Origin of the sequence: Mesorhizobium sp. CA8 (genome assembly GCF_020164955.1) — a bacterium.
Lineage (GTDB): Bacteria > Pseudomonadota > Alphaproteobacteria > Rhizobiales > Rhizobiaceae > Mesorhizobium.
This window is the reverse complement of the sequence record NZ_JAIUHG010000010.1, coordinates 133,993-158,120: the sequence shown is the minus strand read 5'-3', so window position 1 is coordinate 158,120 and position 24,128 is coordinate 133,993. Positions and strand designations below refer to the sequence as shown.

Sequence of the window (24,128 nt, the reverse complement as noted above, 5' to 3'; positions counted from 1 at the left end):
GAAAGGTCAGATCGCTTCACGCAGGTGATAGGATTTCGGCCGGGTCAGATTGTCGTAGCCGATGGCCGAAAGGGCTGCGCCCTTGCCGGTGTCCTTGACGCCGGTCCAGACCAGCGCCGGGTCGAGATAGTCGCAGCGGTTCATGAACACGGTGCCGGTCTCGACGCGGTCGCCGATGGCGATTGCGCGCTCCGTGTCGCGCGTCCAGATCGAGGCGGTCAGCCCGTAGGGGCTGTCGTTCATCAGCGCGATCGCTTCCTCGTCGTTGCGCACCTTCATGATGCCGACGATCGGCCCGAAACTTTCCTCGCGCATGACGCTCATCTGGTGGTCGACCCCGGTCAGCACTTCCGGCGCCAGATAGGGCGAGCCCGGCTTGTCGTTCTCGACCTTCATGTTGATATGCGCGGTCGCGCCTTTGCGCAGCGCCTCGGCCTTCTGCTCGCGGATCAAGTCGGCGAAGCGCGCCTGCGCCATCGGGCCGAGAGTGGTCGCCTGCTCCAGCGGATTGCCGACGACATAGTTCCTTGTCTCGGCGACAAAACCCTCGACGAATTCGTCATAGACCTTCTCGTGCACATAGACGCGCTCGATACCGCAGCAGCACTGGCCGGAATTGAAGAAGGCGCCGTCGACCAGGTTGGCGACCGCATGGTCCAGCTTGGCCTCGGGCAGCACATAGGCCGGGTCCTTGCCACCGAGCTCTAGGCCGAGCGTCATGAAGGTGCCGGCCGCGGCCTTCTCGATGGCGCGGCCGCCGCCGACAGAGCCGGTGAAATTGACGTGGTCGATCTTGCCGGAGCCGAGCAGCTTCTCGGCCTGGGCATGGTTCATGACCAGGTTCTGGAACAGCCCCTTTGGCAGGCCGGCTTTATCGAAAGCCTGCTGGAAGCGCTCGCCGACCAGCAACGTCTGCGCGGCGTGCTTCAAGATCACCGCGCTGCCGGCCATCAGCGCCGGCACGATGGTGTTGACCGCGGTGAGATAAGGATAGTTCCAAGGCGCGATCACCAGCACGACGCCGAGCGGCACCTTCTTCACGTAGCGGCGGAAGCCGTCCTTCGGGTTGGAGGCCAGGACCGGTTTCAGTGCGGCTTCGGCGATCTCGACCATATAGTTGGTGCGTTCCTTGACGCCGCCGAACTCGCCGCCATAGCGCACCGGCCGGCCCATCTGCCAGGCGATTTCGGGCACGATCTCGTCGCTCATGGCAACCAGCGCCTCGAGCATCGCCAGCATGTATTTGCCGCGCTCGACGACCGGCGTCTCGGCCCACTTCTCCTGCGCGGCCCTGGCGCGCTCGACCGCGGCGTTGATCGCCTGATCGCTGGCGACGGGCCGTTCGGCATAGATCGAGCCGTCGATGGGGGATTTGAGTTTGACCATTTCGGTCATTTCTTCCTCACAGTTTACAACAATCGAAAATCACTTGGCTTGGCGCCGCCCCTCATCCGCCTGCCAGCACCTTCTCCCCGTATAGTGACGGGGAGAAGGAGAAGCTCCTGCGCTGGCGACCCCCTCTCCCCGTTCTTTACGGGTACAGGGTAAGGGCAGCGCCGACGCCAACCCGGCCCTTTAGTACCTCTCAAAGCCCCGGTGCAGCTCCCAATCCGTGATGCGGCGGTCGTATTCGAACTGCTCCCAGCGGGCGGTGTGCACATAGTGCTCGATCACCTCCTCGCCGAAGGCCTGCTTCAGCATCTTCGACTTGGCCAGCGTCTCGGTGGCGTCGCGCAAGGTCTTGGGGATCTCGGGCAGGCGCGAGGCCTGATAGGCATCGCCTACGAAAGGCTTCTGCAGCTCCAGCTTCTCATCGATGCCGGCGAGGCCCGACGCGATCAGCGCCGCGAAGGCGAGATAAGGATTGAGGTCGGCGCCGCCGATGCGGCATTCCATGCGGATGCCCTTGGTGCCTTCGCCACAGAGCCGGAAGCCGGCGGTGCGGTTGTCCTCGCTCCACATGATCTTGGTCGGCGCGAAGGTGCCTGCCTGGAAGCGCTTGTAGGAGTTGATGTAGGGCGCCAGGCACCAGGTGAACTCCTTGGCATATTTGAGCTGGCCGGCCGCCCATTGCTGGCCGAGACTCGACAGCGTCCAGTCGGCCTTCTTGTCGAAGAACAGCGGCGTCTTGCCATCGGCGCTCCACAGCGAATTGTGGATGTGGCTGGAATTGCCGGCGAGCCCATAATTGTACTTGGCCATGAAGGAGATGGACTTGCCTTCGGAATCGGCGATCTCCTTGGCGCCGTTCTTCAGGATGACGTGGCGGTCGGCCATCTCGAGCGCCTCGGCATAGCGCACGTTGATCTCTTCCTGGCCGGGGCCCCACTCGCCCTTGGAGTTCTCGATCGGAATGCCGGCGGCCTCCATCTCGTTGCGAAGCCGGCGCATGACGCCTTCTTCCTTGGTGGTGATGCCTATCTGGTAGTCGCCGATATAGGGCGAGGCGCTATCGAGCCCCTGCCAGTGCTTCTTGCGCGCGGACTCGTAGGTTTCGCTGAACAGATAGAATTCGAGCTCGGAGGCGAAATAGCCGATATAGCCGCGCTCCTGCAGGCGCTTGACCTGCTTCTTGAGGATCGCGCGCGGCGAATGCGCGAGGTCGTCATGCGTGTGATGGTCGAGCACGTCGCAGATGACCAGCGCCGTCTTCTCCAGCCACGGAATGCGCCGCAGCGTCGACAGGTCCGGCTTCATGACGAAATCGCCATAGCCCTTCGACCAGCTCGCCGCCTTGTAGCCCGGCACAGGCTCCATATCGATGTCGCAGGCCAACAGATAGTTGCAGCCATGCGTCTCGCCATGCGCGGAATCGACGAAATACTGAGCCAGGAAGCGCTTTCCCGCGAGCCGGCCCTGCATATCGACGATGCAGGCCAGCACCGTGTCGATCTCGCCGTTCGAGACCGCATTCTTCAACTGATCGAACGAGAAATTCCCGGCCATTCCTTTGGCGCTCCAGTGCTTGTCGATTTAAGGGAGAAACAAAACCATGGCCGGCATTGCGCCGGCCATGGTCAGAGATTGAAGATTCAGTGGCCGGTCTCGCCGACCGCCTGTTCGGCCGCCTTGATCGCCGCCTGGCGCGCCGCGATGATGTCGCCAAGCGGCGGGCCCTGGAAACGGTTACGCTCGAAGGCAAACCAGACGATCGCCGTCAGGATGAAGAAACCGACGGTGATGTAGAGCGCCCAGTCGTTCGGCGGCTGGATGCCGATGACGAAGATCAGGATCATCGACACGATCGACAGAACGCCGAACAGCATGAAGACGCCGCGCCCCATGTTCCACGGGCCCATCTTGTCCCATTTCGGCGTTCCCCAGGCCATCATGCCGAGCACGATCGGCACGATGAAGGAGAGGAACAGGAAAATGACGGTGCAGGACACCACGATCGTATAGGCCGAGGTGCCGGCGACCGAGACCACCGACGAGCCCCATACGAACAGCACCGACAGGATCGAGGCCGTCCAGATCGCCGCCACCGGCGTACGGTGGGTTGGGCTGACCTTGGCCAGCGCCGACGAGCCAGGCAGGCCGCCGTCACGCGAGAAGGCGAAGATCATGCGCGAGGCCGAGGTGACGGTGGCAAGACCGCACAAGAGCTGCGCGATGAACACCACAAGGTAGACGAACTCCTTGAGGCCCGGACTGACGCGCTGGTCGAAAGCCCAGAAGAACACGTTCCAGCCCTGCTTGGCGGCATCGTCCATGTTCGGGATCATCAGCACGAAGGCGGCCAGGAACAGATAGCCGAACAGCGCCGACCAGATGACCGACATCACCATCGCGCGCGGCACGGAAGAAGCCGCCTTGATGGTCTCTTCCGACGTATGCGCCGAGGCGTCGTAGCCGGTGATCGTGTAGATCGGCAGCAGGAGGCCGAGCGCGAACACCCAGGCATTCGACACCGACGGCCACACACCATTGCCGGCGTCGCCGGAGTAGTTGTGGAAGGTGAAGAGGCGGCTGAAATCCCAGGTCTCGGCCGAAAGCAGGCAGACCACCGCGATCAGGATCGAGCCGAAGAAGATCAGATAGCCGGAGAAGTCGGTCAGTTTCGCCGTCAGCTTGATGCCGAGATGGTTGATCAGCGCCTGGGCACCGGTGATAATGACCAGGAAAATCATCTGGTTGGTCAGCGTGCCCTCGATGCCGAGCGCCGGACCGAAGGCGCCGACGAAGAAGGTCCATGTGCCCACATTGATGGCGCCGAGCACGGTAATCAGGCCGAGCAGGTTGAGCCAGGCCGTCACCCAGCCGGTGCCGCGATTGCCGAGGATCGAGCCCCAGTGATAGAGCCCGCCGGCCGTCGGATAGGCCGAACTGATCTGCGACATAGCCACGGCAAAGGTGAGCGAGACAAAGCAGCCGACGAGCCAGCCGATACCGATGCCGATGCCGCCTGCGCCCGAGGTCGCCTGAGCCAGCGAATTGATGCCGCCGGACAGAATGCAGATGATGGAGAAGGAAACCGCGAAATTCGAAAAGCGGCTGAGGCGCCGCTCCAGTTCCTGGGCATAGCCCATGCTGTGAAGGACCTGAATGTCGTCCGCCTTATCGACTTCGGTATAGTCGTCTGCTGCCATTGGAAGTCCCCTATTGGTTCTTAGCTGGCCGATTGTACTGACTTTCCCATTGCGCTTTGTCGGGAGCCCCTGGCCTCCTCGGGCTCCAGATTCGAAAATATGCCTGTGAGCAGATCCGCCCATTTCCGCTGCCCGGTCTCGCCGGAGATTTCGTCGTTGCGGATTTCGATCATCGCGCAGGCAAGGCCGCGCGAACGCGCGTGCCGCTCCAGCGTGAAATAGACGCGGTCGGCCGGCGAATAGGGTTCGTTGACGCCAACGGTGACGCCGGCAAGCCGCTGCAGCGCCGCGACCAGGGGCGTCGCCAGGCGGCGGTCGTCATCATGGATGATGCCGATATGCCAAGGCCGGCTCTTGCCCTTGTAGACCGGCGTGAAGGAGTGCACCGACACCAGACGCGTCTCCTGACCCCGCGCCAGCCGCTGCTCGACGATCTCGGCGATCGTGTCGTGGAACGGGTGCCAGGCAAGGTCGATACGGGCGGCGCGCTGCTTGTCGGACAGGCTCGAATTGCCGGGAATGACTGTCGTCTCGCTGACCGGCGGAACAAGGTCGGGCGCGTCGAGCGGCCGGTTGCAATCGATGACGAGCCGCGACACGCGGGTCTCGATCAAGGTCGCGTCGAGCGCCTGCGCCATGCGGCTGGCAACGGGAAGCGCGCCCGGATCCCAGGCGATATGGCGCGAAAGATCCGCGGCCGGGAGGCCAAGCGTTCCGAACTCGGCGGGCAGAAAATTCGAAGCGTGATCGCAGGTGAAGACGAAGGGGCTGGATCCGCCGGGGTTGGTCACCCTTACGGTCTCAGACGGTGCAAGGCTAGCGGGCCGAGCTTTCTCCATTATCGTCCCCTGCGGGGCGCTGTATCTTATGTTACGTATTTTGTCTCATTGCGTCCCTATGAATGATTTCATACAGTTTGGTCGGCTTTGTCAAACGCGAATTCGGGAAAATGGCGGCGGCGGGTCAACGGGCGGGGGAAAACATGATTTCCAGCATTGCCGAACTGATCTCGGACCGCATCGGCACGATGCCGGCCGGCGAGCGACGCGCCGCCCAGACGCTGATTGCCAACTATCCTTTGACCGGACTGAAGACGGTCGCGGAATTCTCGGCCGCGGCCGGCGTATCCTCGCCGACGATCCTGCGCTTCGTCGCCAGGCTCGGCTTCCAGAACTACCCCGAATTCCAATCGGCGCTGCAGGATGAGCTGGCAGCGCAATTGCAGTCGCCGGCTTCGCGCACGCTCAATCCAAGCTCGGCCGGCGGCGCCGTTTCGCCGATGCTCGAGGCGACGCTCGACAATATGCGCGAGACCTTCCGCCACCTCACCGACAAGCAACTCGCCGATATCGCCGCGCGGCTTGCCGAACGGCGCGGCAAGACCTTCCTCATCGGCGGCCGTTTCACCGATCCGCTGGCGCGCTACATGGCAGCGCATCTCGCCATCATCCAGCCGGATGTCTATCATCTCGCCGGCCAGGAGAGCATCTGGCGCGACCGGCTGATCGACATGGGCAAGCGCGACGTTCTGGTGATCTTCGACATCCGCCGCTACCAGGACAGTCTTGTCCGCTTCGCCGAGAAAGCTCATCAGCGTGGCGTGCAGATCATTCTCTTCACCGACCAGTGGCTTTCGCCGATCGCCCGCTTCGCCCGCCACGTGATCGCCGGACGCACCGCCGTGCCTTCGGCGTGGGATTCATCCGCCGCTCTGTTCGTGGTCGCCGAAACGCTGATCGGCGCCGTGACCAGGCAGCTGGAAGCGGCCGGCGCCAAACGCATCCGCGACCTCGAGAGCCTGCGCTAGCGGCCGGATACCGGCCGAGTAACTACTTTACGAGCCGGCCCTCGATCGACCAGCGCGCCGCCAGGAAGTTCAGCACGGCCGCGACCACGACGCCGATGATCTTGGCCGGCCAGACGCCTGCGATCCCGGCCAGTGCCGTGATCGAGAGGCTCGAAACGCCAAGCGAAATCAGCGCCCCCAGCGAGACGAAGCGCAGGAAGGAATGGTGCAGCCGGATGCCCCGGTCCCGCTCGAACGACCAGAAGCGGTTCGCTACGAACGAGAAGAGCACCGCGACGAACCAGGCGCCGACATTGGCGGCCAAAGCCGGCACCGCAAGCTTGAGCAGCAGGAAGAATGCGGTGAGGTCGATCCCGGTGTTGACCAGCCCGACCAAGGCGAAACGGACGACCTTGTTGCCGGTCGAACGCTGCTGCGGCTGGCCGGCGCTCATGCTTTGCCGTCCATGACGCGCGTTCCGGCCCGTTCGAGGTTGGCGCCGAAATCCTCGGAACTCAGAACCGTGAACTCGACCTCACGCACGTCCTGCATCGGGTCCCGCGCCCGTAAAATGTCATCGACATGGCCCGGATGGCACATGAACAGCCCGTGTTCGGGCAAGGTGTCGACCGCGGCGCGCAGCGTCGAAGCGAATTTTTGCGGCTGCCGCCAGTCATAGATGCCGCAAAGCGGCGTCATGACGCAGAAGCCCGCCCGTTGCATCGCTCTGTTGAAACCCGCGGCCAGAGCGGCGATCGCCGCGATCTTGGCCGCCGCGTCCAGGCCGGCAAGCCCGGGCGCGCCGCGCAGCGCCGGCTTGTGTGCGCTCTCCCCAAACCGGCCGAGCAACCAATTCCGTACCACGGGAAGAAAATGCCCATGCTGGTGTCCGTCGATGTGGTCGGGCGGGCCGGACAGCGCTTCGGTGAACCGGTCGTACTGGGCGTCGAGCTCGGCATGAATGTCCCGCTCGTCGATGCGCCCGCGCCGCACCGGCAGCGCAAGAGAGGCGAGCCCGGGCAGCTTGCCTTCCGGCGCCAGGCTGGACGAACCGGTCGCGGCGATCTGATCGGTGAGGGTCAGGTGCAATCCGATGGCCGCCCGTCGACGGAACGGCCTTATCCGCGCCGCCGCCTCTTCCCATTCGGGAAAGCCGGTCATGCAACTGGTCCCGGTCAGACGGCCGCGTTCAATAAGGTCGAGGATCGCACCCGACACCCCCGGCGCGATGCCGTAATCGTCGGCGATCAGGCGGATCGGCCGGGTCATTTGCCGGGAGCGACCTGCTCGGCGCCATTGCCATGCAGCACGTCGCGCACGATGTAGACGGGCCGGTCCTTGCTTTCGCTGAGCGTCACCCAGACATACTCACCGATCAGGCCGAGCAGCGCCAGGTTGAGGCCTCCAAAAAGCACGACGGCGACCATGATACTGGGGTAGCCAGGCACGGCGATGCCGTAGAACAGCACCTCGAACAGCACCTTCACGCCATAGGCGAGACCTGCGAATGCCGCCAGCAATCCGATAAGGCTGATGACGCGCAGCGGGATCACGGAAAACGAGGTGAACCCTTCAAGCGAGAACGCGATCAGGTTGAACCTTGTCCATTTGGACGTGCCGCTGGCGCGGTTTTCCGGCGAGTAGAGCACCGCCTTCTGGCGGAAGCCGGCCCAGGCGAACAGCCCCTTGTTGAAACGACGCTTGTCGCGCACGCTGGTCAAGGCACGCGCCACGGCGCCGCGCATGACGCGGAAGTCTCCGGCATTTTCGGGGATATCGAAGCGCTGACTGCTGTTGATCAGCCTATAGAAGAGCCGCGCCAACTGGCTGCGCCGCCAGCTCCCCTCGCGCCGGTCGTTCTGCGCGTAAACGACATCGATCTGCGGATTCTCGACCAGTTCTGCGATCATCCTCAGGCTGATATCCATGGAATGCTGGAGGTCGGAATCCATGATCAGGACCATGTCGCCGCGGGAATGATCGAGGCCGGCGAGCACCGCCGCTTCCTTGCCGAAATTGCGGCTCAGCCGCACGATCTCCCAGGAGCCGGAGAGCGCAGCTGCAAACGTCTCGGCACTGCCGTCGCGGCTGCCGTCGTCGACGAGTATCTTGCGGACCGCCATACCGAAGCGCTCCGCTACGGCCGCCTCGAGCCTGTCGAGCAGCCCGACAAACGCAATGGCGGATTCGGCCTCGTTGAAGAACGGCGCGATGATGTCGAGCATCTCAGCCATGCGCGACGGCCCCGGCGGCAGGCGCCTTCTGTCTGCCTTGCGTCCAGAACCAACCGACGAGCACGCAGGCGATTATGCTGATGCTGATCGGCCGGAACCACGGGTGGAAAAGATCGTGCATTCGCAGGTCGGCACTGGTCAGTCCGGTGACGAAGAGGAACGCCGCCAAGAACCAGCACATGGCCCCGGCTCCCTTCTCCCGCCAAAGCAAGGCGATGGAGAGACCGGCAGGCACCGCCACCATGGCGTAAGTGTTCTGCTCGACCCGCGGATTGAAGACGCACATGTAGAATGCCGCGGCGAGAAAGATGGCGAGTCCGCTGATGTTGGTGTCCAGCCTACGGTCGAACTGGAGCACCAGCCAAAGCGTCAGCAGACCGGCGAACACGCGCACGATCGTCGCGTCAAACTCCGAAAGCGGCATCCCAAACCGCGCGAAGGGCGCCGTGAAGTCGGCCGGGACGAAGGGGCCGGTTGGGTCGACCGTCATCGAAGTCAGCAGCCGGAAGAAATCGTGATATTGCGCGTTGACGAAGTCGGTCGACGCAAAACCATAGGGGATGGCGAGCGCGACGAGCACCGCCAGCACCAGCACCGGTATCAGCCTGGGGCGCAGCGCTCCCGCCAGAAGCAGCATGATGATCGCGGTCGGCTTGGCGATGATCGCAAGCATGGCCCAGAAGAAGCTTTCGGCCCGGCGTCCCTCGAGTGTCGACAGCGTGAGAAACCAGCACGCCCCCGTGAGCAGGATCGTCGCCTGGCCGTTGCGAAGCGCCGCAAGCGCCACTGGCAAGGCAAGGAAAAGACCGAAGGACAGCAGCCATATCTGCTCCTGGCCGCCAAGCTTGCGCACCTGACGCATCGCGGCAAAGGTGAGTACCGAAAAGCCCAGTATGTGCCACAAATTATCGCCCAGATACGGCCCGAGCTTCAGCAGGGGAACATAGAGGACGGCGAAGGCTGGAGCGTAAAGATAGCCCATGGCGACTTCGACCTGATACAGTGGCTGACCGCTCAGAAACGCTTCACTGCCATGTCTGTAGATATGGACCACCGAACGCGCATCGGGCGACCACAGCGCCAGGCCAAGCACGATCAGAAACGACCCGACCCAAAGCCAAAATCCCAAACGGTCGAAAACCGGCTTGGTTACCATCATAGCGGACCCCGCACTCCGACCAGGACGGCTTTCCCATCGCCGCCTGGCTTCACCGCCGGCGAGATATCACATCGAATGCAATAAAACATCCGAGCGTGACTGTTACCGGCGCGGCGCAAGGGAAGCCGCAACAGCGGCATTTTTCCGCCGCTATCTTGTCGATCACAGCTTTGTGTTCGAGGCATTGGCCCGAGGTCAACGGCTGCGATCGACCCTCGGGTGCTTACGGCTTGATGAACACCTTTCCGTTGGGCTTGGCGAGCTCGGCCGGCAGCCGCGCCATCGCCTCGTCCAGCGGCACGACCGCCGTGACCTCGGTCGACCAGCGTCCGTCGGAAAAGCGCTTCTGCGCTTCCAGCACCGCCGGGCCCAGCCTGTCGCGGAACTGCCGCATCCATTCGGCCAGCCAGAAGCCCTCGACGCGCTTGTGCTGGAAGATCAGTTGGCCGGGCTCGCGGATCACAGTCGGCTCGGCGTCGAGCCTGCCATAGACGATCCAGCGCGCGCGTTTCGGCATGGCGTTGAAGATGGTGGAAGCCAGCGGGCCGGTGACGGCGTCGAGGAAAATGCGCGGCTGCTCGGCCTTGATCGCCTCGCGCAACGCCACCTCGAAATCCGCCGCCTTCTCGTTGAGCACATGGGCGGCGCCGAGTTCCTTCAAAAGCGGGATCTGCTCGTCGCGGCGCACCGTGACGATCGGCCGGAAACCTTCCTCCTTCGCCAGCCCGATGATCAGTTTGCAGAGCTGGCTGGCGCCGGCCGTCATGATGAAGGATTTTTCGCCTTCCTCCCTGACGATGCCGAACATGGCCAAGGCGGTCAGCGGATTGACAATCATCGCCGCGCCGTCCTCGTCGCGCACCGTGTCGATGAGCGGGATGCAGGACGCGGCCTCGGCGACGGCATAATCTGCCCAGGCGCCCCAGTTCGACACGCCGGTGGCAAAGGCGACGCGTTTGCCTGCAAGGCTCCTTGCATAGGGATCATCACCCGTGGCGACGACAATGCCGACGCCCTCGAAACCCGCGGGACGGCCCTTGACCCGCGGCTGGCCGTACTGGCCCTTGATGAAGGCGATGTCGGACGGGTTGATCGAGGCAAGGCTGACCTTGATCAGCGCCTGTGCCGGCCCTGGCGCCGGCACGGCTATGCGGCCGGGCTGGAGGTAAGGCTCCATCGCTTCGAGCGCAGCCGCCGAAGGCGTCCGGGTGTAACCATCGCCGACAAGCAGCAGACCCTGCATTTGCGATGGAAGCGTCATGGCCGTCAGACCTTTTCCTGCGTGTATTTCTTCAGTTCCGTGCGCGCCACCTGGCGCCGGTGTACGGCATCCGGCCCATCGGCCAGCCGCAATGTCCTCAAATGCGTCCAGGAGCGGGCGAGCGGCGTGTCCTGGCTGATGCCCTGCGCGCCGAACATCTGCACCGCCTCGTCGGTGACCTTCAGCGCGACGCGTGGTGCCACCACCTTGATCTGGCTGATCCAGGGGGCGGCCGCGCGAGTGTCTCCCTGGTCGATCATCCAGGCAGCCTTGAGGCACAAGAGCCGCGCCATCTCGATCTCCATGCGGCATTCGGCGATGATGTCGACATTGGCGCCGAGCTTTGCCAGCGGTTGACCGAAGGCCTCGCGCCGCACCGCGCGCTGGCACAGCATCTCCAGCGCCATCTCTGCCTGGCCGATGGCGCGCATGCAGTGATGGATGCGGCCGGGCCCGAGCCGCCCCTGCGCGATCTCGAACCCCCTGCCCTCGCCGAGGATCAAATTCGCCGCCGGCACCCGAACGTTGTCGAATCTCAGATGCATATGCCCATGCGGCGCGTCGTCATCGCCATAGACCTGCATGGGCCGCAGCTTGGTGATGCCGTTGCTGTCCGAGGGCACCAGGATCATAGAATGCCGGCGATACTGCGGCTCCTCATCCGATCCGGTCCTGACCATGACGATGTATATGGCGCAGCGCGGATCTCCCGCTCCGGAAGCCCACCATTTTTCGCCGTTGAGCACATAGTCCTCGCCGCGGCGCTGGCAGCGCATCGAAATGTTGGTGGCGTCCGAGGACGCCACGTCCGGCTCGGTCATCAGATAGGCCGAACGGATTTTCCCTTCGAGCAGCGGCTCCAGCCAGTCCCGCTTGTGCGCTTCCGAGCCGTAGCGCTCCAGCACCTCCATGTTGCCGGTGTCGGGCGCCGAGCAGTTGAAGGTTTCGGCGCCGAGGTGCGCCTTGCCCATCTCCTCCGCCAGATAGGCGTATTCGACGGTGGAAAGGCCGTGGCCGCGCTTGGAATCGGTGAGCCAGAAATTCCACAAGCCGCGCTCGCGCGCCGTCTTCTTCAAGCCTTCCAGGATTTCCGTCTGCCTGGCCGTGTAGGCCCAGCGGTCCCCATTCTTGCCGACCTCGGCGAGAAACTCTTCGCCGAGCGGCGCGATCTCGTCACGCACCATCGCCGCCACGCGCTGATGGATCGGCTTCAGCCGCTCGGTCATGCCGAGATTCATGTCCGCCATCGCTTCCGCCTTTCCCGAAGATAAATCTTTACCCGTGGCAAGGATGACCGTACTTCGGCTAGCCTTGTCAACGCGAGTCCTGGGCGAATCCCCCTGCCGGGCAGGATGCGGAGAAACACGATGAGCTATCTGGACAAGCTGTTCTCCGTCACCGGCAAGGCCGCGCTGGTGACGGGCGCGGCGACCGGCATCGGCCGTATGGTGGCGACCGGTCTGGTGCGCGCCGGCGCTCATGTGATGATCGCTTCGCGCAAGGGCGAGGATTGCGCGAAAGTCGCCAACGAATTGAACGCGCTCGGCGGCTCCGGCCGTGCCGAGGGCTTTGGCGGCGACGTGTCAAGCGAAGGGGGCATCGCGGCACTCGTCGCCGAGGTCAAGGCACGCACGGAACGCCTGCACATCCTGGTCAACAATGCCGGCATTTCCTGGGGCGCGCCGCTGCAGGATTTCCCCTACCACGCCTGGGCCAAGGTGTTCGGCGTCAACGTCACCGCCGTCTTCCACCTGACACGAGAGCTCTTGCCGCTGCTCGACGCCGCGGCGAGCGACGAGGATCCGGCCCGCGTGATCAATCTCGGCTCGGTGATGGGCACTCAGCCGCTGGCAGACGACGCCTATTCCTACGCGGCTTCGAAAGCGGCGGTGCATCATTTGACGCGCACGCTGGCGATCGAGTTCGCCGCCCGCCGCATCACCGTCAACGCCTTTGCGCCCGGCCCTTTCCAGAGCCGCATGACGGCCTTTGCCACCGCGACCGAAGAGCAGGCGAAACATGTCGGTAACCATGTTCCGCTCGGCCGCATCGGCGTGGCGGATGACATTGCCGGCGCAACGCTTTATTTGTGCAGCCGTGCCGGAAGCTATGTCACCGGCGCCATCCTGCCTATCGACGGCGGCCAGTCGGTGCAGCATGGAATGACTTTGTTCAAGGAATAAGCTGCCCGGTTCGAGGAATCGCTCTCCGGGCGGGGATGCGGAGGACATCAGCGTGGAACCGATCAGTCTCGATACGCTTCTGGCAAGCGTCGGCAAGGAGGTCGGCGTCTCGCCTTGGCGAACGGTCACGCAGCGCATGATCGACCAGTTCGCCGATGCGACCGACGACCACCAGTTCATCCATTGCGATCCGGAGCGCGCCGCGCGCGAGACGCCGTTTGGCGGCACCATCGCGCATGGCTTCCTGTCGCTGTCGCTTTTGTCGGCAATGACCTTCGAGACCATGCCGCCGCTGGAAAACAGCAAGATGGGCGTCAACCACGGCTTCGACGCGTTGCGTTTCCTGGCGCCGGTGAAGACGGGTTCGCGCATCCGCACCCGCTTCGTGCTGGCGGACGTCAAGGTGCGGCCGTCGGGCTGGGTGCAGACGGCGCATGACGTGACCATCGAGATCGAAGGTTCGAAGAAACCGGCGCTGACGGCGCGCTGGCTGACCTTGACACTGATCGAGCGTCAGCCCGAGAACGCATGAGCGGCGCGGCCGGCGCCATAGACCACGCGGCGCTCGCGCCCTATCTCGAGGCGCATATTCCGGCCTTTGCCGGCTTGTCCGCGATTGAAAAATTCAAGTCCGGCCAGTCCAATCCGACCTATCTTTTGACCGCCGCCAGCGGCCGCTATGTGCTGCGCGCCAAGCCGCCGGGGCAATTGCTGAAATCCGCGCATCAGGTCGACCGCGAGTTCCGCGTCATGCGGGCGCTTGCCGGCACGGCGGTGCCGGTGCCGCGCATGCTGCATCTATCAGGCGAAGAATCCCCGATCGGCCGCATGTTCTATGTCATGGAATATCTCGACGGCCGCATCTTCTGGGATCCGTCACTGCCGGACGTTTCCGGCAATGAGCGCGCCGCGATCTACGACGCGATGAACGCGACGCTTGCCGCCATGCACGACGTCGATGTAGATGCCGTCGGCCTTGGCGATTTCGGCAAGCCCGGCAGCTATTTCGAACGCCAGCTTGCGCGCTGGACCGGCCAGTACCGGGCCTCCGAAACCGAAACCATAACCGATATCGACAGGCTGATTGCGTGGCTCGAAACGCACATGCCGGCCGATGACGGCCGCGTTTCGCTTGTCCATGGCGACTACCGGCTGGACAACATGATGTTCGCGCCTGGCGCGCCGAAAGTCATCGCGGTGCTCGACTGGGAGCTGTCGACGCTCGGCCATCCCTTCGCCGACCTCGCCTATCAATGCATGCAGTGGCGTCTGCCGCATGCCTCGGGTTTTCGCGGTCTTGACGGCGTCGATCGCGCGGCTGCCGGCCTGCCTTCCGAGGAAGCCTATGTCGCCGCTTATTGCCGCAGGCGCGGCATCGAGGGGATCGACAGCTGGACCTTCTTCCTCGCCTTTGCCTTCTTCAGGCTGGCGGCGATCTGCCAGGGCGTCTACCGCCGCGCGCTGGACGGCAACGCCTCCAATCCGGAAAAGGCAAGGACCTACGGCCAGGCGGTAAAACTGCTCGCCGCGCTCGCGGTGGAACTGATCGACGAGAACAGCTGAACGCGGAGGAGCCGAGCGATGGGCCGTTTCGATGCGATGACGGTACTGATCACCGGCGCGACCGGCAAGGGAACCGGAGGCGCTCTTGTCCGTTTCCGTACAGCGTATATAATTTCGTCAGGCAACCAATCACAAAGGCAGGCGTATATTGGCGCTGAGCGTTCAGAAACGCCGCGAGAAACAGAAGGCAGAGCTTCGCTCGGAACTGGTCGCGGCGGCTCACAAGCTGGTCCAGGAAGAGGGCTACGAGGGCTTGACCATCCGCAAGCTGGCCAAGCGGGTCGGCTACGCGCCGATGTCGGTCTATTCCTACTTTGCCGACAAGCAGGACATTCTGTTCGCACTGGCCGAAGACGCCTTCGAAACGCTCGCCCGTCGCATCGAGGAGCACCCCGCGGACGATCCGGTCGAGGCGCTGCGGGCGGTGATGACCGAATATGCCGCCTTCGGGCTCGGCAACCCCAATGAATACCGTACCGTCTTCATGACCGAGAAAACCAGGCTGCCCGAGGGACGCAGCTACGAGGACATGGAAGAGGGCAATCCGGCGATGAAGGTGCTGATAAGCCGGGTCGAGGCATGCGTGGCCGCCGGCAAGCTCAAGGGCGACCCGCGGGCCATCGCCACCATGCTGTGGACCGTTGGCCACGGTACGATCTCGCTCTTGATCACCTTCCCCTTTTATCCGTTCGGTGACCCCCAGGCCTATGTGAAGCGGATGTGCGACTTCATGCTGGCCTCATTGTCAGCCCGGGATATCCCCCCGCTCACCGAAACACCCGTCAATTGCTGACCGGCATTTGCGCCGGTTTTCCGTGATGCCGATCGCTTGGTTTCGCGCGACGAATTCCTATGTTCAAGAAAAGTTCTCGTACGCGTACAAATTCCCTCTTGAAATCAGCTTCCGTTAACCGTATTTGTACGCCATATCGTACATGTACGAACTGGAGATGGCAGATGAAGAAGATGATCCTCGCCCTTGCCACGGTGCTGGCCTTCTCGGGCGCCGCCTTCGCCGGCGCGGGCCATCCGGCCAAGCAGGCCCCCGCGGCGGCGGCCTGCCCTCAGGCCAATACCAATGTGGTTCTCGATTGCACCGCGACCGGTTCGGTCGAAAAGGGGGACGCCGCCAAGACCCAGACCACCAAGGGGCCGCGGCTCGGTATCGACGTGAACCCCTGGTTCGTGCCCGGTCTCTAAAGCAATTCCAGCTTAAAGCTCAGCGGCTTCGAAGCACTGCAAAAGCGAAAAACGAAAAAGGGCGGCACTTGGCCGCCCGTTTTCGTTTCGCCTGAAGTCCGATTGCCTGCTGCGAGGGCGCTACTTCTTGCGCGACTTCAGTCCAGGCACGGTCTTGGCCTTGCCGGGCTTTGCCGGCCCGCCGGGGATGGAAGTGCTGGTGACCGATACCGGATCGCTGGCCGGAAACGTGTCCTCGAGGCCTTCCTCGAGTTCCTCTTCCTCAAGCTCGCGACGGCTTTCGTGCTCCAGCGAACGGACTGCAGCTGTCTTCTTGGATGACTTCGGCGCGGATTTGGACGGCATCGGCAATCTCCCTCGCTAAGCAGTTCCAGGAAAAAGTGCGCAGCGGTTTTTCGTCCGGAACTGCGTCAGAACAAACATTTAGAGCGGTTGGGCGTTTCATGAAACGCCCAACCGCTCTGATCGCAGAAACGATGCGGGATGGGTGAAGGTTCCCTCAAGCTGGTCGTTCGGCCGGGTTACCGCAGATCAGTTCGCCGCGTCGCCTGCCGCTTCCGACAACAGGGTAAAGACATAGTCCGAGAAGGAACGCCAGCATTCCACGCGGAACGCATCGGCCGCGCTGCGCAGCAGCACGATCTCGGATTTGCCGAGAATGGTGCGCGAGGCAGCACCCACCGGGAAAGCCTCGAGCGACAGGTCCTGCGGACAGCCCGAATTGACCGTCGCCGCGGCCGCCGGTCCGACAACCGAAATCCCGACATTGCGGTGCGAAATGCCGACCGCCGAATGCAGCACCGTTACCTTGGCGCAGTCGGCGAGCGGATCGTTGCCCGCCTCGTCGATGATCATCCATTCGTCCGGCCCGAGCCACAGCGCCATGCGCCCATCCTTCGTCGCCGAGCTCTTCGGCTTGACTGGCAGTGTCACGCCGAGCGCCTTGGAAAGTGCAGCGACTGAAGCCTGCGGCGCGCGCAGCGAGATGCGTTCGGCCGGCGGCAGCATCTCGACCTTGACACCCGATGCCGACAGCGTGCGGCCGGCAAGCGCGGGCCGACGCTCGACGGAAGCGGAACCAGCAGCGGCTTTTGTCTTGGCGGCGGCCTTAGCCATTGAGGCGTTCTCCCTTCTCGTCGACGAACACCATGCCGGTGACTTCCACCTCGATCGTGCCGTTCGGCATCGGCACATAAAGCGTCTCACCCATGCGGTCGCGGCCGCCGGCGACCAGCGCCAGTGCGATCGAACGGCCGCAATTCTCCGACCAGTAGCTGGAGGTGACGTGGCCGATCATCTTCATCGGAATAAGTTGCTTCGGATCGGCGACGATCTGCGCGCCCTCTTCCAGCACCACCTTCGGGTCCTTGGTCTTCAGGCCGACAAGCTGCTTGCGGCCTTTGGCCACAAGGTCCGGCCGGGTCAGGCCGCGAATGCCGACAAAATCGGTCTTCTTCTTGCCGACCGCCCAGTCGAGCCCGGCATCGTTCGGTGTGACTGTGCCGTCGGTATCCTGGCCGACGATGATGTAGCCCTTCTCGGCGCGCAGCACGTGCATCGTCTCGGTGCCGTAGGCGGTCGCGCCATGCTTCTGGCCTTCGGCCCACAGCGCTTCCCACACAGCCTCGCCGTAATCGGCCGGCACGTTGATCTCGAAGCCGCGCTCGCCAGTGAAGGACATGCGGAACAGCCTCGTCGGTACGCCGCAGATCCTGCCCTCGCGCACCGACATATGCGGCATCGCCTCGTCCGACATGTCGATGCCTTCGACGAGCGGCGCGATGATGTCCCGCGACTTCGGCCCCTGCACCGCTATCACCGCCCATTGTTCGGTGATCGAGGTCAGCCAGACATTGAGATGCGGGAATTCGGTCTGGAGGTAGTCCTCCATGTGATTCATGACGCGCGGCGCGCCGCCGGTCGTGGTCGTCACGTGGAAGCGGTCCGGCGCCAGCCTGCCGACGACGCCGTCATCATAGACGAAGCCGTCCTCGCGCAGCATGATGCCATAGCGGCAGCGGCCGGTTTCGAGCTTCTCCCACGGATTGGTGTAGAGCAGCTCCATGAACTTTGCCGCATCCGGCCCGACCACCTCGATCTTGCCGAGCGTGGAGGCGTCGAACAGCCCGCCGACCTTGCGCACCGTCACGCATTCGCGGTTGACGGCGGCATGCATGTCTTCGCCCGCCTTGGGGAAATACCAGGCGCGCTTCCAGTGGCCGACATCCTCGAACACAGCACCATGCGACGCCGCCCAGCCATGCGTTGCCGTGCGCCGGGTCGGGTCGAACAAGGCGCCGCGCGCGTGGCCGACGATCGACCCGAAGGTGACCGGCGTGTAGGGCGCGCGGAACGTGGTGAGACCGACCTGCGGGATCGGCTTGCCGAGTTCCTCCGCGGCGATCGCCAGGCCATGCATGTTCGACGTCTTACCCTGGTCGGTCGCCATGCCGTTGGTGGTGAAGCGCTTGACATGTTCGATCGAGTGCATGCCTTCATGCACCGCCTGGCGGATATCCTTGGCGGTGACATCGTTCTGGAAATCGACGAAGGCCTTGACCGTGGTGCCCGGCCCGGCTCCGGGCGCTGCGCCCAGCATGCCACGCGACCAGCTCTCGCCGGCGTCGACCTTGGGCTTGGCGCCCTTACCAACCTTGCCGCCGGCCTCCTTCGCCGCCTTGGCGCCCGCCGCGAAAGCCTCGTCAACTGAAGCGGCCAGCCCGTCGGTGCCGTTGCAGGCGCCGACCGAGACGCAGTCCTGCGCATAGGTCCCGGGCACGAAGCGCTTGGTCTCGTCGTTGAAGGCGACCTTGCCGCGCGATTGCGAGAACAGATGCACCGATGGCGTCCAGCCGGCCGACATGAGGATCGCGTCAACCGGGATAGTCCGCTCGCCGCCACCATTCTTCGGCTGCACGCTCATTGACGACACACGCAATTTGCCGCCGGCGCTGACCACCGCGCGGCCAAAATTGATCTCGATGCCGAGCGCCCTCGCCTCGTCGATCACCGGCCCGGCCGGGTTGTCGCGCAGGTCGACGATCGCCGCGATGTTGATGCCGGCCTTCTTGAGGTCGATCGCGGCGGCGTAGGCGGAATCGTTGGCCGTATAGACGCCGATATTCCTGCCGACCGCGACGCCATAATGGTTGAGGTAGGTGCGCGCCGCTGAAGCGAGCATCACACCCGGACGGTCGTTGTTGGCGAAGACCATGTGGCGCTCGATGGCGCCGGTGGCGATCACGACGCGTTTGGCGCGAACCTGCCACAGGCGCTCGCGCGCAAGCTCTCGGCCCGGGCTCTTGAGATGGTCGCTGACCCGCTCGACCAGTCCGACGAAGTTCTGCGCGTAATAGCCGAAGGCGGTCGTGCGCGACAGCACGCGCACATTGTCCATCGCCTTGAGCTTCGCGATCGCCGCTTGCGCCCACGCATAGCCGTCCTGGCCGTCGATCCTGGCGCCGCTCTCGAAGCGCAGGCTGCCGCCGAATTCGGCTTGCTCGTCGGCGAGGATCACCCGCACGCCCGTTTCGGCCGCGGCGAGCGCGGCCGCGATGCCGGCGGCGCCGCCGCCCAGCACCAGCACCTCGCAATGCGCGTAGCGCGCGGCATAGTGGTCGGGATCCGGCTTGTCCGGCGAAACACCGAGGCCCGCGGCAGCGCGGATCTTCGGCTCGTAGAGATCCTTCCAGGCCCATTTCGGCCACATGAAGGTCTTGTAGTAGAAGCCGGCCGAAAACATCGGTGATGCGATGTCGTTGACGGCGCCGACGTCGAAGGCAAGCGACGGCCAGCGGTTCTGCGAGTTGGCCGTCAGCCCGTCATAGAGCTCCTGCACTGTCGCCCGCACATTCGGCGTCTTGCGCGCATCGTCGCGCACGATCTGCACCAGCGCGTTGGGTTCTTCCGCGCCGGCCGACAGGAAGCCGCGCGGACGGTGATATTTGAACGAGCGGCCGACCAGGTGCACGCCGTTGGCGAGCAGCGCCGAGGCCAGCGTGTCGCCCTCGATGCCGGTGTAGGGCCTGTCGTCGAAGCTGAAGGAGGCGGTCTTGGCCTGGCTGAGGCGACCGGCGCCGGAAATGCGGAAGACGGCGTTCATTTCGAGGCTCCGGGCAGCTTCGCGGGCTTCGGCTCGCCGGCCTTGTAGGTCATGACGAACTTGTCGGTGACGGTGTCGCGCACGGCGTTGAAGAAGCGCGCGCAGCCATGGATGTGCCGCCAGCGCTCATAGATGACGCCTTTGGGGTTCGCGCGGATGAAGAAGAATTTCTCGAAATCGTCGTCGCTCTCGGCGGCAATGTTGGTCGGGCGCGCGATGTGCGCCTCGCCGGCATTGCGAAATTCGAGTTCCGGGCGCTCTTCCTCGCAATAGGGGCAGCGGATGAGAAGCATTTTCGGTGGATCCTACAACTCGCCATGGCCGACGCGGGCGCCGGCCGGTTGATCGCAAAGCGGCTTAAGGGTCATTTGGCCCATCGTCAGTGCGCCACAGCCGCCGCGGCGGCCTCGTCGATGAGACGCCCCGTGCGGAAGCGCTCGAGCGTGAAGGGCGCGTTGATCGGGTGCGGCTCGTCCCTCGCGATCGTATGCGCGAAGACGTTGCCCGAGCCGGGCGTCGCCTTGAAGCCGCCGGTGCCCCAGCCGCAATTGACGTAGAGGCCCTGGACCGGTGTCTTCGCCAGGATGGGCGAACGGTCGGGGGTCACGTCGACGATGCCGCCCCAGGAGCGCAGCATCTTCATGCGGGTGAAGATCGGGAACATCTCGCAGATGGCGTCGAGCGTGTGCTGCAATATGTGCAGGCCGCCGGTTTGCGAATACGAGACATACTGGTCGGTGCCGGCGCCGATCACCAGCTCGCCTTTGTCCGACTGCGAGATATAGGCGTGCACCGTGTTCGACATCACCACGCAAGGCACGACCGGTTTGACCGGCTCCGAGACCAGCGCCTGCAGTGGATAGCTTTCGAGCGGCATGCGCACGCCGGCCATGTTCATGATGACCGACGAGTGACCGGCCGCGACCACGCCGACCTTTTTGGCGCCGATGAAGCCGCGCGTCGTCTCCACACCGCTGACCGCGCCATTGGCCGCGCGCTTGATGCCGGTGACCTCGCAATTCTGGATGATGTGCACGCCGCGCGCCGAAGCGCCGCGCGCATAGCCCCAGGCGACCGCGTCGTGGCGCGCCGTGCCGCCGCGGCGCTGCAGCGCGGCGCCCATCACCGGGTAGCGCGCATCCTTGGAGATGTTGAGCGGCGGGCAGAATTCCTTCGCCTGTTCGGGCGTCAGCCATTCATTGTCGATGCCGTTAAGGCGGTTGGCATGGATGTGGCGCTTGAACACCTGGACGTCATGCACATTGTGCGCCAGCATCATGACGCCGCGCGGCGAATACATGACGTTGTAGTTGAGCTCCTGGCTGAGCCCGTCCCACAGCTTCAGCGCATGATCGTAGATACCGGCGCTCTCGTCATAGAGGTAGTTGGAACGGATGATGGTGGTGTTGCGGCCGGTGTTGCCGCCGCCGAGCCAGCCCTTCTCCAGCACGGCGATATTGGTGATACCGTGCTCGCTCGCCAGATAATAGGCCGTCGCCAGGCCGTGTCCGCCGGCGCCGACGATGATGACGTCGTATTCCTTCTTCGGCTCGGGCGACGTCCACTGCTCTTCCCAGCCCCTGTGGCCGCGCATCGCCTCGCGGGCAATGGCGAATACCGAGTATTTCTTCACGTTAAGCCTCGCGCCAAAAATCGCGGATGTCGTTCGGGCCTCTCCCGTCACGCGAGGTGTATCACTAGCGAAACCGCGATGTCATCCTTGCGCTGTTTGCGACGGCGCTTGCCGTTTTGCGCCACGGTCAAAACGAAGCATCTGCTCTGGCTTCCGTGGTTCTGTTCGGCGACACTCCTGCCGTGTGATGCCGGAGGACGACAATGGGTAATGCCTGGTGGAATCTGACCCTGCGCTTCCTGCTGGAACTTGCAGCGCTGCTTGGGCTTGGCATGGCCGGCTGGAACTTTCTCGTCGGATTCAGCCGCTGGATTCTTGCTATTGCCTTGCCGCTCGTCGCGGCGGTGCTGTGGGGCACTTTCGCCGTGCTCAACGATCCGAGCCGATCGGGTCGAGCTCCGGTGCCGGTGCCCGGCGCCGTCAGGCTGGCGCTGGAACTTGTCATCCTGTGCGGCGGCGCCGCGGGATTCTATCTGACCAGTCACGCGGCCATCGGCATCATCATGGCTCTGCTGATTGCCCTCAGCTACGCCGTCTCGGTCGACCGGCTGGCTTGGCTGTTGCGGCAGTAACGCAATGGCGGCTTTGCCGGTTTCGGGTGGCCGAGGCAATCCCCATCTGCGACCTAGCATCCAACCGCCGGCAAGCCCGGCACAAAGGAAGGATGCAAAGACATGTTCACCCTTGCAAACAAGGTCGCGATTGTCACAGGCGCGAGCTCCGGCATCGGCCGCGCCACCGCCAAACTGTTTGCCGAGCAAGGCGCAAGCCTGGTCGTCGCGGCCCGGCGTCAGGCTGAACTCGACGTGCTTGTCGGCGAGATCGAGGATGCCGGCGGCATGGCGGCCGCACTTGCAGGCGACGTAAGGGACGAAGCCTACGCACAGGCCCTGGTGGAGCTCGCTGTGGCTCGCTTCGGCGGACTCGACATCGCCTTCAACAATGCCGGCGCCGTTGGCGTGATGGGGCCGGTGCCCGACATGACCCCGGCCGCGTGGCATGAGACGATGGACACCAATCTGACCAGCGCCTATCTCGCCGCGAGACATCAGATTCCGGCCATGCTGGAGCGCGGCGGCGGCTCCCTGATCTTCACCTCGAGCTTCGTCGGCTACACCGCCGGCATGCCGGGCATGGCGGCCTATGCCGCGGCCAAGGCCGGACTGATCGGCCTGACGCAGGTGCTCGCTGCCGAATACGGTCCGCAAGGACTGCGCGTCAACGCGCTGCTGCCCGGCGGCACCGACACGCCCGGCGCAACCACGACCACGCCCGAGGCGCGCGCTTTCGTCGAAGGCATTCACGCCTTGAAGCGCATGGCGCAGCCGGAGGAGATCGCACGCTCGGCCCTTTACCTTGCCTCGGATGCCTCGAGCTTCACCACCGGCACAGCCTTGTTTGCCGATGGCGGCGTCTCGATCAACCGGACCTGATCCGGCCGGCAGGCTGGAAACAGCTCATCCGCTGAAATGTAGCGGTGCGGCCTTGCATTTCGGCGCAAATTGACGATCTCGTTTCCCGTCGAAAACGGACGGGAAACGATGCTGCTGATCAGAACCTATGTTGCCCAGAGCGCCATCGAGGGCGTCGGCGTCTTCGCCGCCGAGCCGATCCGCAAGGGCGCTTCGATCTGGCGCCTCGACCCGGATTTCGACCGGCTGATCCCGATGGATAAATATGAGACCGCGCCGCCGCATCTGCGCGAGTTGCTCGACCGCTACGCCTATCCGAGCCCGGACAGGCCCGGCTTCATGGTCTATGAGGTCGACAATGGCCGCTTCATGAATCATTCGGAATGGCCGAACACGGATTTCTCGCAATATGGCGGCGCCACCGCCATTCGCGATATCGCCGCCGGCGAGGAAATCACCTGCGATTATGGCGAGTTTTTCGAGGACTTTGCGCGCCTCCATCTGACGACCGCGTAGGGCGAACAAATGTCCGGGCGCAGCGCTCGGGTTTTTGATCGCTGTTCTGGCAATCAGAGGTGGACATCCCAGCCTGATTCTGCTATCAGCCGCCACAATTCGCGGTGCAGCTCGCCGCGGAGGCATGTCAGCTATGGCTGTTTGCCTAACGATTTCAAACCCGAAGACAGGATTGCCCGTGCAGGTACTCGTCCGCGACAACAACGTTGATCAGGCGCTTCGCGCGCTGAAGAAGAAGATGCAGCGCGAAGGTATTTTCCGCGAAATGAAGATGCGCGGTCATTACGAGAAGCCGTCCGAGAAGCGTGCCCGCGAGAAGGCGGAAGCCGTGCGCCGCGCCCGCAAGCTGGCCCGCAAGCGCGCCCAGCGCGAAGGCCTGCTGCCGATGACCCCGCGCCCGGCTCCGGCTGGTGCTGCCGGCGCATCGCGCTCGCCGCGTTCATAACGCCAATTTTTCGTCCTTTTCGAAGGATACCGAGGGTGGCGCGAT

General features: G+C 63.9%; 25 protein-coding genes. 10 read left to right on the top strand and 15 right to left on the bottom strand.

Annotation, left to right across the window (positions count from 1 at the left end; translation table 11 throughout):
• Positions 1 to 6: 6 nt before the first annotated feature.
• The 4 genes from LB553_RS13905 to LB553_RS13890 form a co-directional block, all read right to left on the bottom strand.
• The gene (locus LB553_RS13905) at positions 7 to 1,395 is read right to left on the bottom strand and encodes an aldehyde dehydrogenase family protein (protein ID WP_224514002.1); all 1,389 of its coding nucleotides are present in this window, start codon (positions 1,393 to 1,395) and stop codon (positions 7 to 9) included.
• A 180-nt stretch (positions 1,396 to 1,575) separates the two neighbouring features.
• On the bottom strand, positions 1,576 to 2,946 hold the full coding sequence (locus LB553_RS13900) for a glutamine synthetase family protein (RefSeq protein ID WP_224513999.1): 1,371 nt from the start codon (positions 2,944 to 2,946) through the stop codon (positions 1,576 to 1,578).
• An 86-nt stretch (positions 2,947 to 3,032) separates the two neighbouring features.
• A complete protein-coding gene (locus tag LB553_RS13895; RefSeq protein ID WP_224513997.1) occupies positions 3,033 to 4,589 on the bottom strand; it encodes an amino acid permease in 1,557 nt (518 codons plus the stop codon).
• 20 nt (positions 4,590 to 4,609) lie between these two features.
• Entirely contained in the window at positions 4,610 to 5,428 is an 819-nt protein-coding gene (locus LB553_RS13890; protein ID WP_224513995.1) for an N-formylglutamate amidohydrolase, read from the bottom strand.
• A gap of 143 nt (positions 5,429 to 5,571) precedes the next feature.
• Here LB553_RS13890 and LB553_RS13885 point away from each other — a divergent pair, with 143 nt between their 5' ends.
• Positions 5,572 to 6,396 (top strand): MurR/RpiR family transcriptional regulator, encoded by an 825-nt coding sequence (locus tag LB553_RS13885; RefSeq protein WP_224513993.1) that lies wholly within the window; start codon positions 5,572 to 5,574, stop codon positions 6,394 to 6,396.
• A 22-nt stretch (positions 6,397 to 6,418) separates the two neighbouring features.
• Here the strand turns inward: LB553_RS13885 and LB553_RS13880 are convergent, their stop codons facing one another.
• The 6 genes from LB553_RS13880 to LB553_RS13855 form a co-directional block, all read right to left on the bottom strand.
• Positions 6,419 to 6,829, bottom strand: coding sequence for a GtrA family protein (locus LB553_RS13880; RefSeq protein WP_224513990.1), 411 nt, complete (start codon positions 6,827 to 6,829; stop codon positions 6,419 to 6,421).
• A complete protein-coding gene (locus LB553_RS13875) occupies positions 6,826 to 7,644 on the bottom strand; it encodes a ChbG/HpnK family deacetylase (RefSeq protein WP_224513988.1) in 819 nt (272 codons plus the stop codon). Before LB553_RS13875 ends, LB553_RS13880 begins: the two co-directional genes overlap by 4 nt.
• Positions 7,641 to 8,609 (bottom strand): glycosyltransferase family 2 protein, encoded by a 969-nt coding sequence (locus LB553_RS13870; protein ID WP_224513986.1) that lies wholly within the window; start codon positions 8,607 to 8,609, stop codon positions 7,641 to 7,643. Before LB553_RS13870 ends, LB553_RS13875 begins: the two co-directional genes overlap by 4 nt.
• Complete coding sequence (locus LB553_RS13865; RefSeq protein WP_224513983.1) at positions 8,602 to 9,768, bottom strand: glycosyltransferase 87 family protein; 1,167 nt, start codon at positions 9,766 to 9,768, stop codon at positions 8,602 to 8,604. Before LB553_RS13865 ends, LB553_RS13870 begins: the two co-directional genes overlap by 8 nt.
• Before the next feature lie 223 nt (positions 9,769 to 9,991).
• On the bottom strand, positions 9,992 to 11,029 hold the full coding sequence (locus LB553_RS13860) for a zinc-binding dehydrogenase (protein ID WP_224513981.1): 1,038 nt from the start codon (positions 11,027 to 11,029) through the stop codon (positions 9,992 to 9,994).
• Between the two features lie 5 nt (positions 11,030 to 11,034).
• Entirely contained in the window at positions 11,035 to 12,276 is a 1,242-nt protein-coding gene (locus LB553_RS13855) for an acyl-CoA dehydrogenase family protein (RefSeq protein ID WP_224513979.1), read from the bottom strand.
• Between the two features lie 120 nt (positions 12,277 to 12,396).
• On the opposite strand from LB553_RS13855, the gene LB553_RS13850 reads away from it, so the two are divergent.
• The 5 genes from LB553_RS13850 (at position 12,397) to LB553_RS13830 (ending at position 15,975) form a co-directional block, all read left to right on the top strand.
• Positions 12,397 to 13,212, top strand: coding sequence for an SDR family oxidoreductase (locus tag LB553_RS13850; protein ID WP_224513977.1), 816 nt, complete (start codon positions 12,397 to 12,399; stop codon positions 13,210 to 13,212).
• A gap of 52 nt (positions 13,213 to 13,264) precedes the next feature.
• A complete protein-coding gene (locus LB553_RS13845) occupies positions 13,265 to 13,744 on the top strand; it encodes a MaoC family dehydratase (RefSeq protein WP_224513975.1) in 480 nt (159 codons plus the stop codon).
• Positions 13,741 to 14,775, top strand: a complete 1,035-nt coding sequence (locus LB553_RS13840; RefSeq protein WP_224513972.1) for a phosphotransferase family protein — start codon at positions 13,741 to 13,743, stop codon at positions 14,773 to 14,775. Before LB553_RS13845 ends, LB553_RS13840 begins: the two co-directional genes overlap by 4 nt.
• A gap of 148 nt (positions 14,776 to 14,923) precedes the next feature.
• The gene (locus LB553_RS13835; RefSeq protein ID WP_224513970.1) at positions 14,924 to 15,568 is read left to right on the top strand and encodes a TetR/AcrR family transcriptional regulator; all 645 of its coding nucleotides are present in this window, start codon (positions 14,924 to 14,926) and stop codon (positions 15,566 to 15,568) included.
• A 164-nt stretch (positions 15,569 to 15,732) separates the two neighbouring features.
• A complete protein-coding gene (locus LB553_RS13830) occupies positions 15,733 to 15,975 on the top strand; it encodes a DUF680 domain-containing protein (protein ID WP_224513969.1) in 243 nt (80 codons plus the stop codon).
• 120 nt (positions 15,976 to 16,095) lie between these two features.
• On the opposite strand, the gene LB553_RS13825 is transcribed toward LB553_RS13830, so the two are convergent.
• From LB553_RS13825 to LB553_RS13805, 5 genes are all read right to left on the bottom strand, one after another.
• The gene (locus LB553_RS13825; RefSeq protein WP_224513968.1) at positions 16,096 to 16,320 is read right to left on the bottom strand and encodes a hypothetical protein; all 225 of its coding nucleotides are present in this window, start codon (positions 16,318 to 16,320) and stop codon (positions 16,096 to 16,098) included.
• Between the two features lie 186 nt (positions 16,321 to 16,506).
• A complete protein-coding gene (locus tag LB553_RS13820) occupies positions 16,507 to 17,091 on the bottom strand; it encodes a sarcosine oxidase subunit gamma (RefSeq protein WP_224513966.1) in 585 nt (194 codons plus the stop codon).
• Complete coding sequence (locus tag LB553_RS13815; protein ID WP_224513964.1) at positions 17,084 to 20,077, bottom strand: sarcosine oxidase subunit alpha; 2,994 nt, start codon at positions 20,075 to 20,077, stop codon at positions 17,084 to 17,086. The genes LB553_RS13820 and LB553_RS13815 overlap by 8 nt, the downstream gene beginning before the upstream one ends.
• Positions 20,074 to 20,370, bottom strand: a complete 297-nt coding sequence (locus tag LB553_RS13810) for a sarcosine oxidase subunit delta (RefSeq protein ID WP_040997306.1) — start codon at positions 20,368 to 20,370, stop codon at positions 20,074 to 20,076. Before LB553_RS13810 ends, LB553_RS13815 begins: the two co-directional genes overlap by 4 nt.
• Before the next feature lie 86 nt (positions 20,371 to 20,456).
• Complete coding sequence (locus tag LB553_RS13805) at positions 20,457 to 21,710, bottom strand: sarcosine oxidase subunit beta (RefSeq protein ID WP_224513962.1); 1,254 nt, start codon at positions 21,708 to 21,710, stop codon at positions 20,457 to 20,459.
• 203 nt (positions 21,711 to 21,913) lie between these two features.
• On the opposite strand from LB553_RS13805, the gene LB553_RS13800 reads away from it, so the two are divergent.
• The 4 genes from LB553_RS13800 (at position 21,914) to rpsU (ending at position 24,083) form a co-directional block, all read left to right on the top strand.
• Positions 21,914 to 22,282 carry a YrdB family protein gene (locus LB553_RS13800; RefSeq protein WP_224513961.1) on the top strand — a complete coding sequence of 123 codons (369 nt, stop codon included), beginning with the start codon at positions 21,914 to 21,916 and terminating at the stop codon, positions 22,280 to 22,282.
• A gap of 102 nt (positions 22,283 to 22,384) precedes the next feature.
• Entirely contained in the window at positions 22,385 to 23,143 is a 759-nt protein-coding gene (locus LB553_RS13795; protein ID WP_224513959.1) for an SDR family oxidoreductase, read from the top strand.
• 108 nt (positions 23,144 to 23,251) lie between these two features.
• Complete coding sequence (locus LB553_RS13790) at positions 23,252 to 23,638, top strand: SET domain-containing protein (RefSeq protein ID WP_224513958.1); 387 nt, start codon at positions 23,252 to 23,254, stop codon at positions 23,636 to 23,638.
• Between the two features lie 178 nt (positions 23,639 to 23,816).
• The gene (gene rpsU, locus LB553_RS13785; protein ID WP_027165252.1) at positions 23,817 to 24,083 is read left to right on the top strand and encodes a 30S ribosomal protein S21; all 267 of its coding nucleotides are present in this window, start codon (positions 23,817 to 23,819) and stop codon (positions 24,081 to 24,083) included.
• Positions 24,084 to 24,128: the final 45 nt, after the last annotated feature.